This is a genomic window from Serratia sp. BW106 (assembly GCF_002607755.1).
Classification (GTDB): domain Bacteria; phylum Pseudomonadota; class Gammaproteobacteria; order Enterobacterales; family Enterobacteriaceae; genus Serratia; species Serratia proteamaculans.
Window position 1 is genome coordinate 244,601 of record NZ_MCGS01000003.1, and the last position, 11,800, is coordinate 256,400.

Consider the following 11,800-nt stretch of genomic DNA (forward strand, 5'->3'; position numbering starts at 1 on the left):
GTTAGTTATTATGAACAGGGAATAGACAAACCTGAGAGCATATTTCATCTTGCTGATTTTCCAGCCCGTTAATCGGGCCTTTTTGGTTTCTTTAGTTACATAAGGTTAAATGTTTTAATTTGTTACGTTAATATTATTATTCCGCTATGCAGTGCTTCGGTTGATTGGGCGTCATCGTTTTTAATGTACTGCATAGTGGGCATCCTTAAATCCAGATTTATCCTTAATCAAAAATCCTATAAATTCACGACAGTGCCATATCTATTGATATTAATAGTATCGACAACCCTGTACCCATTAGGTATTGATCATCGCGAAACGCTGTTTAACCACGCTCAATACCCATTGTCGTAGCCAGCGATGTGCCACATCGGCTTCTAAGCGCGGATGCCACATCTGTGAAACGGTAATAGCCTGGGTTTTTACCGGCAGTTCAAAAGCATAGAGAGTGGCACTATCACCATTGCCTACGGGTTGATTGATCAGGAAAGAGGCGGGGACCAACGCCACCAAATCAGAGGCCTGAGCCACCGCCAGCGCGGCGGGAAAGCTTGGCACTACCGCAGCAACCCTGCGCTCCAGCCCCAATTCGGTCAGCGCCTGGTCTACCGGCCCGATTAATAGCCCGCGGCGTGAGGCAACTACGTGGCCGCAAGCGGCATACTGCTGGGCAGTAATTTCACTTTGCTGTTCAAACGGATGACCTTTACGGACCACCGCGACGAAACGATCGCGAAATAACGTCTGTAAGCGGATCTCTGGCCCCATTTCGCCCAGTACGCCAATCTCAAGATCCACCAACCCTTCACGCAAATGCTTTGAACTTTTTTCGGGTTTGGGGGCAAAACACAGGCGTACAAAGGGGGCTGCCTGCGCGGCCGCCGCGATCAGCACTGCGCCAAACGCCTCGACAAAACCCTCGTTGGCGCGCAGGGTAAAGGTTCGTTCCAGGGTGGCTAAACTCAGTTCTGACACCGCCGGTCGAAGTACCGCACGGGCTTCGAATACGGCGTTTTGCGTGCGTTCACGTATCTCTTCGGCGTAGGGTGTTAACACCATATTGCGGCCGGCACGTACCAATAAAGGATCGCCGGTGACTGCCCGCAGCCGACTAAGCGTGCGGCTCATCGCCGAGGCGCTTAATTCAAGCCGACGCGCCGCACCAGCGACGCTGCCCAGAGAAAGAAGTGCATCGAGAGCAATCAGTAAGTTGAGATCGGGGTCTGTCATTGCTGGCATCCTGAGCAGTCAATAAGGGGAGGCGTTCGCTGCATGTTATAAGTGCAAATGCTGCGTCTTCCGCAATCTATCCAGCATAGTTATATTTTCTACCCCACAAGACAACTGAATGCAGAGGAAATAATCCATGCCAACACCGACTTCACTTCAAAAGACCGTTTTGCTGATTGGCGCATCCCGTGGTCTGGGTTTCGCGATGGCAGAAGAGTTCCTGAAACGTGGCGACAAAGTGATCGCCACCGGCCGCGAGTCCTCTAAAGAGCCTCTTTATCGTCTGGCTGAAAAATATCCGGACAGCCTTGAGGTAGAGACCGCCGATATCACCGTGCCAGAGCAGGTAAATGCGTTGCATGAGCGGCTTGCTGAACGCCGTTTTGATCTGTTGTTTGTTAACGCAGGGGTCAAAAATGACGATCGTGAGACCATTGCGGATGTCTCTACCGAAGAGTTTAACCGGGTGATGGTCACTAATGCACTGAGCCCACTGCGGGTGATTGAAACCTTTAAGGATCGGGTAACACATGGGGGGACCATTGGCGTGATGTCTTCCGGCCAGGGTAGCCTGACGAACAACACCAATGGCAAGTTCGAGGTCTATCGGGCCAGCAAATCCGCGCTAAACATGCTGATGCGCAGCTATGCAGCGCGTAACAACGACGATCCTCGTACCTTGCTGCTGATGGCGCCAGGTTGGGTACGCACCGAGTTGGGAGGATCAGAAGGGCGTTTGAGCATCGAAGAGAGCATCCCTAACTTGCTCAATACCATTGCGGCTTATGCCGGGCGTTCGGGGCTGCATTACCTCGATTATCTGGGCAAAATTGTGCCTTGGTGATTGGCAAAGAAAAAGCCGATAACCCGCAAAGGTTATCGGCTTTTCGCTGCCGGTCAGGGCGGATTAAGCGGCAGGCAACTGCTGCGCGGTTTGATCCACCAGTGCCAGCAGGACTTTGATATCGTCCAGGCTGACCGTTGGGTTTAACAACGTCATTTTCAGGCAGGTCACGCCATTAAACTCGGTCACCCCAACGTTGGCACGCCCTGACTCCAGGAGCGCATCGCCAATCCGCTGGTTCAGCAGTGCCACTGCGGCATCGCCGCTGTTGGCTAATGACTGCGGACGGTAGCGGAACAGCACGCTGGCCAACTGTGGCTGCATCACCAGCTCCAGAGCCGGTTGGTCGCCAATATAGTGGGCAACCTGTTGCGCCAGCGTCACGCCGTGATCGATGATCGCGGCATATTGCTGCTGGCCTAACGCCTCCAGCCCCATCCACAGTTTTAACGCATCAAAACGGCGGGTGGTCTGCAAGGATTTAGACACCAGGTTAGGCACACCCTGAGCTTCGTCGAACTCGGAGTTCAGGTAAGCCGCCTGATAACGCATCAGCTCATAGTGACGGGCCTCTTTCAACAAGAAAGCGCCGCAACTGATGGTCTGGAAGAATTGCTTGTGGAAGTCCAGGGTAATGGAGTCCACCAGTTCAATGCCGTCCAGGTAGTCACGGTACTTCTCGGAAAGCAGCAACGCGCCGCCCCAGGCCGCATCAACGTGCACCCAGACCTGGTGTTCCGCCGCCAACTGCGCAATTGCACGCAGCGGGTCGATAGCCCCGGCATCGGTGGTGCCCGCGGTAGCGACAATCGCCAGGATCTGCTCGTCATTGGCCTTGGCTTGCGCCAGTTTTTCGGCCAGGTCGTTCACATCCATCCGTGCGAATTGATCGGTTTTCACCAGCGTAACGGATTGGTAACCCAGTCCGAGCAACGCCATGTTTTTCTGCACCGAGAAATGGGCATTTTCAGAACATAACACTTTAATCTTGCGCAGGTTACCGACCAGACCATCCTGTTGCACCGAGTGCCCCTGCTTGGCGAAGAAGGCATCGCGTGCCAGCATCAGGCCCATCAGATTGCTCTGGGTACCACCGCTGGTGAACACGCCCGCATCGCCAGGCTGATAGCCAACCTGGGTACGCAACCACTCGATCAGCTTCATCTCGATGATGGTGGCTGACGGGCTTTGGTCCCAGGAGTCCATGCTTTGGTTGGTGGCGTTGATCAACACTTCCGCCGCCTGACTGATCACCAGACTTGGGCAATGCAAATGCGCGACACACTGCGGGTGATGCACCGACAGGCTGTCTTTTAAAAAGTATTCAATCGCGCGTTCGATGGCCGCCTGGTTGCCCAGGCCCTGCGGATTAAAATCCAGCGTAATGCGTTCACGCAGTTCGGCAACGGTTTTTCCCTGATACATCTCGGGTTGTTGCAGCCACTGCACTACCGCCTGACTACTTTGCTCGATCGCTTGCTGGTAGGCTTCGGTGCTTTGCGCCGAGGCGGCCAGAATCGGGTTTGACCGGGACATTAAATTCACTCCATGCCTACAGGCTTGACGCCGGCGGCTAACAGGGCCTGTTCAAATTTATCCAGGAAAATGCCCAGCTCATCGTTGGTGATCAGCAGGGAAGGCAGCAGACGCAGTACGTTACCGTTACGGCCGCCACGCTCCAGGATCAACCCGGCTTCGAAGCATTTTTTCTGCAGCAGGGCAGACAACTGCGGATCCGCCGGGTAGCAACCCATATGATCCTGCGCTTCGTCAGGTTTAACGATTTCCATGCCAATCATTAAGCCCAGACCGCGCACGTGACCTATTGCCGGATAACGTTTTTGCAGCTCGGCCAGCTTGGCTTTCAGCCATTCGCCTTGTGCGGCGACCTTATCGGCCACGTTGTTATCTTTAAGGTGCTGCAGGGTGGTCAGGCCGGTGGCCATCGCCAGCTGGTTACCACGGAAGGTGCCGGTGTGGTGGCCAGGCTCCCAGGCGTCAAATTCTCGCTTGATGCCCAACACCGCCAACGGCAAACCGCCGCCTACCGCTTTGGACATCACGATGATGTCCGGCTCAATACCGGCGTGTTCAAAGGCGAACAGTTTACCCGTACGGGCAAAGCCGGCCTGAACTTCGTCGATAATCAGCAGAATGCCGTGTTCCTGAGTGACTTTGCGAATGCGCTGCAACCATTCGACCGGGGCCGGGTTGACGCCGCCTTCACCCTGAACCGCTTCCAGAATGACGGCCGCAGGTTTGCGCACGCCGCTTTCGACGTCGTTAATCAGGTTTTCAAAATAGTAGGTCAGTGCCTTAACGCCAGCTTCGCCGCCGATGCCCAGTGGGCAACGGTATTCGTGCGGGTAAGGCATAAACTGGACTTCCGGCATCATGCCGTTAATCGCTTCTTTCGGTGACAGGTTGCCTGTGACCGCCAGCGCGCCATGGGTCATGCCATGGTAGCCGCCGGAGAAGCTGATCACCCCAGAACGGCCGGTGTATTTTTTCGCCAGCTTCAGTGCGGCTTCGACCGCATCCGCACCCGATGGGCCACAGAACTGCAGGCAATATTCCTGGCCCTGTTGCGGCAATAAAGAGAGCAAATAAGCTGAGAACTGATCTTTCAACGGGGTTGTAAGATCGAGAGTATGTAACGGCAAGCCGCTGGTAATGACATTTTGGATGCTTTGAAGAACGTCAGGGTGGTTATGACCCAGAGCCAGCGTACCCGCACCAGCCAGGCAATCAAGATATTGATTATTCTCAACATCGGTGATCCACACGCCTTGGGCTTTCGCAATTGCCAACGGCAATTTACGGGGGTAACTCCTGACATTCGATTCAAATTCGGCTTGTCTCGCCAAATATGTTTCGTTGTTTACATTTTCTAAACTCACACCGAAATTATCAATACGGACTTTATCCGTCATCATATCTCTCCTACAACTGGGGGTATCGATACCACCCTAGTTGAATTATTAAATTGAATAAGTAACTACCGTGAAAAAACGCGCCCAATATATGGCTTTTTACCCCCCGGCTCAATAGTTATTTGGCCGGGCAGAATTTATTGTTTTTTCGATAAAAATCAACAAATTGCTGCTTTATTAGCCAATAATGGCGTGATTTGGGGATAATGGAGCGCTTGACAAGGCACGAAAAACTCCCGCAAAGAAAACAGGGGTACCGGCCCAATACGTTTATTTTGCAGGTAATTTTCACCGGGATGGGGCAGGTTTGTGACGGGGGGATTTGTGAGCAACCACTTATTATAAATTATCCATTGCTTACAAAATAACCAGATCTGGTGGGTTTTCTCCGTGATGACATCAGGGGATCTTGCCTTTTTCCTTACAGATACTGGCACTTTTATGGGCGTTTGGGCTGCATGATTAATTCCTCCAGGGGCCCGTAAAACCGGGAAAACCGTCTAAGCTGAATGAAATAAGTCATTTACGGCGCGGTGTTGAGTCATTAAGGCAGCGGCTAATCCTGCCCACATCGCCCAGGGACCTTCATTTGGAGCAGACATGTTCGAGCCATGCTTTCCGGAAAATGAAACCGAGCGGCTGTCGGTTCTACATTCGCTGAACGTACTGGATACGAATTCGGTAGAAAAATTAGACCGGGTTACGCGGTTGGCCGCCAAATATTTTGGGGTCAGTATTGCCTTGATCTCGTTAATCGATCGTGAGCGGCAATGGTTCCTCTCCCGCTCGGGTTTGGAGGCTCGGGAAACGCCACGCAACATTTCATTTTGCGGCCACGCCATTTTGCAACGTGACGCGTTAGTGGTGCCGGATACCGCGGTTGATCCGCGTTTCTTTGACAACCCATTGGTGACCGGCGGACCCAAGATCGGTTTCTATGCCGGTCAACCCTTGCTGTCACTGGGCGGTCTGCCGCTGGGCACCCTGTGCATTATCGACAGTCATCCCCAGAGCTTTTCACCCGAGATGGTGCATGATTTACGCGACTTTGCCGCCGTCATTGAAGAGTACCTGCACAGTGTTGAGCGTGATATTTACACGGAAAGTCTCAAATCCAATCTGCAACGTACCGAAGCCCTGTTTGAACAGACCTTTTCTCAGGCGGCAGTGGGCATGGCCCTGGTCTCGCTGGAAGGATATTGGTTACGGGTGAACCCGCGGATCTGTGAAATGCTGGGGTATTCTGAGCGCGAACTGCTGGATCGTACCTTCCAGGACATCACCTATCGCGAAGACCTGCTCACCGATCTCGGGCTATTGAAACAGCTGTTAGCCCATGAGATAGACACTTATTCCATGGAGAAGCGCTATATCCGCGCTGATGGCTCAAGGATTTGGGTTCAGCTTACCGTGTCGCTTAATCGTCTGCCCAATGGTGAGCCTCATCATTTTATTTCCGTTATTGTCGATATCAGCGAACGCAAACTGGCAGAGTCCGATCTCTATTCACTGCAACATGAGCTCGAAGATCGGGTGGTGGCCCGCACGCAGGAACTGAATTTTGCCGTCAATAAGCTCAACCAGGAAATTGCCAGCCGCGTCCTTACCGAGCAGCAACTCAGTAGCGAAAAAGAACGCCTGCGGGCGATTACCGACAATATGCCGGCATTGATCAGTCAGATCGATGCTGATGAACGCTATCTTTTTGCCAACAGCGCCTATAAAGCCTGGTTTGACCTGGATGAAGGGCGTCTCAAGGCGATGACGGTGCAGGCGTTTATGGGGGAGGAGGCTTATACCGCGGCCAAACCCATGATCGAAAGGGCGTTACAGGGGGAAACCGTCAGTTTTGAGAATGAACTCCAAACGCGCCAGGGGCCATTGATCATTCATAACACTCTGGTACCCAGTGAAACTCAGGGTTCCTATATTCTTTCCATGGATATCACCGAGCTTAAGCGTTTGCAGCAGCGGTTAGAGTATGACGTCTCTCATGACATGCTGACGGGGCTAACCAATAGACGCGCTTTCTTACTGCGGTTGGGGGCCACCCTGCAGGCCTGTTGCCCGCAGCAGCAAATGGCGCTGTTGTTTATCGACCTTGATGGATTCAAAACGCTGAATGACAGCTTTGGCCATGATTTCGGTGACCTTATTCTGAAAATCTTTGCCGAGTTGCTCAGCGACTGTGCCGGCCCTCATCATAATGTTTCTCGCCTTGCCGGGGATGAATTTACGGTGATCCTCTGGCCTTTGACGCAACCGCAGCTGCAGGTATGCGCATTTTGCGAGTGCGTGTTGGCCAGGCTGGCGGCGACGCAACAGGTTGGTAATCAAAAAGTGACGCTCTCCGCCAGTATCGGTGCAGCCATATCCTCAGGCGGCAACATGACGGCAGAAGCCCTGCTGACCAGAGCGGATGATGCCATGTACCAGGCGAAATCCGCAGGTAAGGGGACTTATACCGTCCGTTAATGGGAAGTCCACGCTGGTGGCAGCCCAATCCGGGAACGTTGGGCTGCCGTCAAAGGGAGTGAATGTGCCAAGTTGCCTCAAAGTAATTCTGTGATAATAACTTCGACCACATTGGGCAGGTTCACTGGCTTGACTGAAAACAGCGAGTTAAAGACTTCGGCATTGCCGCCTTTGGTCTCTGCATATTGATGCCAAAGTTGATTTAAAACAGCGTGTTCAAATGAGGTGACGATGCGTACGGTGTGATTAAGGTAGGTCTGAATAACATAAGAGGTGTCTGAAGAAAAATAAATGCAGCATGCGTGAGTGTAATCCCAATTATCATAGTCGAGCAGTATATTAACCAGACCTCCATTTTTATATTTCTTAAGTTCATCTCCGGTCAGGTTATTGACTTTGATTCTGTAACTTTTATCCGTGTCCTTTCCTCCTGCTTTTTCATAAACGGCTCCGGCGAATTGAGTGCAACCAATTGAACCGTCGGTGGTTTTATCTGAATTTAAATTATCGATTCTTATTACGGAGTGAAATTCAGCTAACGCCGAATTGATGGCATTAGTCATCTGTGTTTTATCAATAGACATAATATCACCTGTATTAATGAGTTACGATTGGATATTGTCTTGGGCTCGGACGTGGCGATCACCAATGAAGAATATTGTTGTAACGATTCCACTCCTGACTGCTGTTTACTACATTGATTTATTGGTAGTTAAATTAAATAGCAGCGAACTTGTATTTAATTTTGCCATGCGTGAGTTACAACATTAATAAACATAGTCTGAATTGCAATGATACGTCGTTTTTTCTTAAGTATTTTTATAGTAACTTGTCGTTATTTAAATAACTCATTGTTATTGGTTAATAAAGATAACATTCGGAGCAGGTCGATTAATATCCTGAGTTATAATATTAACTGAAAGTATTTAATAACGAATGAAGTCATTTTTACCGGCAGCCTCGGCGGCTGCCGGTAAGGGGGCTAGAGGGTCAGCGAGTCATAATTTTTGCGCCGGTAATTCAGCGCGGACAATGCCCACAGCACCACAAATAGCGCGATGGCGGCGTAACCTACACTGCCCATGTTGTCATTGAGAACTTCAACACCGCGCCACAGGCCACCCTGTAACCCCAGCTTGTCGGCTAACAACCCCAGACCTTCCAGGCCGCCGATCACCAAAGCAATCGCCACGCTGGTGGCGGTAATGGTCATGTTGTAATACAGCTTGCGGATCGGCTTATTGAAAGCCCAACCATAAGCGCCGACCATCACAAAGTTATCCAGAGAGTCAATCAGCGCCATGCCGCTGGCGAACAGCAACGGAAACACCATAATCGACCAGACCGACAGACCCGAGGTGGCACCCGCCGCGGAGATGCCCAACAGGCCGACTTCGGTAGCGGTATCAAAACCCAGGCCAAACAAAAAGCCGACCAGATACATATGCCAGCTTTTATTCACCAGATTAAAAGCAAAGCGATACAGCCGTGTCATCACGCCGCCGGTGCCGTTCACCAGCAGGGCAACATCTTGCTCCACCAGTTTCTCCCCGCGTTTCACCTGACGGAAAATGCGATAAACATCGAAGAAAATCAGCCAGTTCAACAGTGCCATGGCCAGCAGGAACAGCGAGGAGATCAGCGTACCCAGAGTCGCGCCGTACTGATGCAGCCAGCCAATGCGATCGCCAAACGCCAGAGAGGTGGCGGCAATCGCAATGCAGGCCAGGATCACGATGCTGGAGTGGCCCAAAGAGAAGAATGCGCCGACGGACACCGGGCGCTGGCCTTGCTGCATCAGCTTGCGGGTGACGTTGTCGATAGCGGCAATATGGTCAGCATCCACCGCATGGCGCAACCCATAACCATAAGCCAGCAAAGCGGCGGCGATCAGTGCCGGATACTGATGGAACGCAGCAAATGCCGTTCCCCAGGCCAACAGGTTCAGCGCTACCAACGCCAGTAATAGCCAAAAGGCGCGGGTATGGGTGTGGAAAAACTCGCGGTTTAACATGTTACATCCTGTCAGGGTTTACAGAGGAAGTCGGGGAATGCTGGGCACAGGCGACCAGTGCCTGACCCAACGCCAGGCCACCGTCGCCCGCCGGCAGTTGTTGTGGCAGCAGCACCTGCAACGGTGCCAGATGGTGCTGTAGCCGTTCACGTAATAAGCGGTTGTGCAGTACGCCGCCGCTTAACGCCACATGTTGGATGCCATGCCGAGCGGCAAAAAATTTGGCCAGGTTGGCAAAGCCTTGCGCCAGCGCATCATGGAACGCCCAGGCCTGTTGAGGGGCGGGGGCTTGCCAGCCCAGCCACTGTTGCCAGAACGCAGCAAGATCAAATTGCTCGCCTTTCAGTGGCAATGTCACCGGGTGAGAGCAAGGTCCGCTCTGGTGAGCCAGGGCTTCAAACCGGCTGGCCGCTTCGCCTTCCCAACTCTGTTGTGCCGGGGCACAGCCCAGGGTGGCAGCGGCGGCGTCAAACAAACGGCCGCAGGAGGAGGCCAGCGGGGCATTAATACCGGCGTTAATCGCTTTCAGCAGCGGTTGCCAGGGCAGAGCCTGCAGCCGTTCGGCCTGAGGGTAGCTTTGCCAGTCCGGTACGAAGCGCGCGAAATGCGCCAATTGGTTACGCCAGGGTTGCTGTGCGGCCAGATCGCCGCCGGGCAGTGCCACTGAGGGTAATCCCCCCAGATGACGGCAACGGCGATAATCAACCAGCAGGCATTCGCCGCCCCACAGGGCACCGCCCTGGCCGTACCCGAGGCCATCGAGTGCCAGACCAATCACCGGCCCGCCTTCCAGTGGCCAGCGGTGCTCGGCGAGACAAGCGGCCAGATGCGCATGATGATGCAGCACCGGGGTCACCGGCAGTGACTGCCGGGCGGCCCATTGATGGCTGATGTAATGGGGATGAGCATCGCTGGCCAGCCGCTGTGGCTGGCAATGGTACAGGCCGGTGAAGTGCTGAATGGCCTGCTGCCACTGTTGCTGAATATCCTCTTGCTCCAAATCGCCAAAATGCGTGCTGAGCAGGGCCTGATCGCCCAGCACCAGGCAAAAGGTATTTTTGCGATCGCCGCCCACCGCCAACAGGGCCTGCTGAGCGGGGAAACCGGGCGGCAGCGGCAGGGCATCGGGAACGAATCCACGCGCCCGGCGGATCATTTCATGGCCTTCGGTTAGCAAACGCACCAACGAGTCGTCAACGCGTTGCAGGATCTCGCGATCGTGCATCAACCACAGATCGGCAATGCCGTCCAGGTCGGCCAAGGCCTGGTCATTGGTTAACGCCGGAGCACGGCCACTGGCATTGCCTGAGGTCATCACCAGTGGACGCTGTATGGCCTGCATCAGCAAATGCTGAATCGGGTTGGCGGGCAACATCAGGCCCACTTCATCGAGCTGCGGCGCAACGGCGGCAGACAGCGGTGAGTATGCGGATTGAGGGACCAGCACTACCGGCGCGGCGGGCGAAGTCAACAACGCCTGCAACTGCACCTGATCAATGCCACTGGCGCAGCGCACCAGCCAACTGGCATCCGGCACCATCACCGCCAGCGGTTTGCCTGGCCGCCGTTTACGCCGACGCAGTCGTTCGACGGCCTGGGTGTCGGTGGCGTCGCAAGCCAGGTGAAAGCCGCCCAGGCCTTTGAACGCCACAATCTGTCCGGCGGCCAGCGCAGCCACCGCCTGTTGTAGCGCTGCTTCGCCCTGATGCTGTGCCTGACCCTGAGCCAGACAGCTAAACAACTGGGGGCCGCAGTCGCTGCAGGCCACCGGCTGGGCATGAAAACGTCGGTCCTGTGCAGAATGGTATTCCCAGGCGCAGTGTGGGCAAAGGGTGAAGGGCGCCATGCTGGTCGCCGGGCGATCGTAAGGCATGGCGCGAATAAGGGTAAAACGGGGACCGCAATGGGTGCAGTTGATAAAAGGATAACGGTAACGCCGATCCTGCGGATCGTTCATTTCCTGCAGACATTGGGGGCAGGTCGCCGCATCCGGTACGATCTGGGTCGCCTTGGCGCCATGCTGACTGGGGCGGATACTGAAATCGTTGGGGGCTTGCAGCCAGGTAAACGCGCGCTGCTGGATACGTTCGATCTGCGCCAGAGGCGGGGCCTGCTGGTACAACACATGCAGGAATACTTCCAGATCAACGGGTTGTACCAGGCGAATTTCCACCCCGGCGCTGTCGTTCCAGACTTCGCCATGCAGGTTGAGTTGTTCGGCCAGTTGCCAGACAAAAGGCCGGAAGCCGACGCCCTGTACTTTGCCGCTGATGCGCAGCAGTAATCCTGAATGGGACACTTTTT

8 protein-coding genes are annotated in these 11,800 nt (G+C 54.0%); 2 read left to right on the forward strand and 6 right to left on the reverse strand.

The genetic code is table 11. The features are described 5' to 3' along the window. Nucleotides 1-297 precede the first annotated feature (297 nt). The gene (locus BEI65_RS02710) at nt 298-1,230 is read right to left on the reverse strand and encodes a LysR family transcriptional regulator (protein ID WP_099062012.1); all 933 of its coding nucleotides are present in this window, start codon (nt 1,228-1,230) and stop codon (nt 298-300) included. Nucleotides 1,231-1,366: 136 nt separating this feature from the next. Between BEI65_RS02710 and BEI65_RS02715 the strand changes: the two genes are divergently transcribed. Beyond that, entirely contained in the window at nt 1,367-2,074 is a 708-nt protein-coding gene (locus tag BEI65_RS02715; protein WP_099062013.1) for an SDR family NAD(P)-dependent oxidoreductase, read from the forward strand. A 63-nt stretch (nt 2,075-2,137) separates the two neighbouring features. On the opposite strand, the gene BEI65_RS02720 is transcribed toward BEI65_RS02715, so the two are convergent. Together BEI65_RS02720 and BEI65_RS02725 are read right to left on the reverse strand one after the other, a co-directional pair. Further along, nucleotides 2,138-3,610 carry an aspartate aminotransferase family protein gene (locus BEI65_RS02720; protein WP_099062014.1) on the reverse strand — a complete coding sequence of 491 codons (1,473 nt, stop codon included), beginning with the start codon at nt 3,608-3,610 and terminating at the stop codon, nt 2,138-2,140. Between the two features lie 5 nt (nt 3,611-3,615). Then, a complete protein-coding gene (locus BEI65_RS02725; RefSeq protein WP_198404395.1) occupies nt 3,616-5,007 on the reverse strand; it encodes a diaminobutyrate--2-oxoglutarate transaminase in 1,392 nt (463 codons plus the stop codon). Nucleotides 5,008-5,607: 600 nt separating this feature from the next. On the opposite strand from BEI65_RS02725, the gene BEI65_RS02730 reads away from it, so the two are divergent. Next, on the forward strand, nt 5,608-7,482 hold the full coding sequence (locus BEI65_RS02730; RefSeq protein WP_099062015.1) for a diguanylate cyclase domain-containing protein: 1,875 nt from the start codon (nt 5,608-5,610) through the stop codon (nt 7,480-7,482). 77 nt (nt 7,483-7,559) lie between these two features. On the opposite strand, the gene BEI65_RS02735 is transcribed toward BEI65_RS02730, so the two are convergent. From BEI65_RS02735 to hypF, 3 genes are all read right to left on the reverse strand, one after another. Beyond that, nucleotides 7,560-8,066 (reverse strand): hypothetical protein, encoded by a 507-nt coding sequence (locus BEI65_RS02735; protein WP_099062016.1) that lies wholly within the window; start codon nt 8,064-8,066, stop codon nt 7,560-7,562. Between the two features lie 398 nt (nt 8,067-8,464). Beyond that, nucleotides 8,465-9,496: a HoxN/HupN/NixA family nickel/cobalt transporter gene (locus tag BEI65_RS02740; RefSeq protein ID WP_099062017.1), complete on the reverse strand. Its 1,032-nt coding sequence runs from the start codon at nt 9,494-9,496 to the stop codon at nt 8,465-8,467. Nucleotide 9,497: 1 nt separating this feature from the next. Then, nucleotides 9,498-11,795, reverse strand: coding sequence for a carbamoyltransferase HypF (gene hypF / locus BEI65_RS02745; protein WP_099062018.1), 2,298 nt, complete (start codon nt 11,793-11,795; stop codon nt 9,498-9,500). Nucleotides 11,796-11,800: the final 5 nt, after the last annotated feature.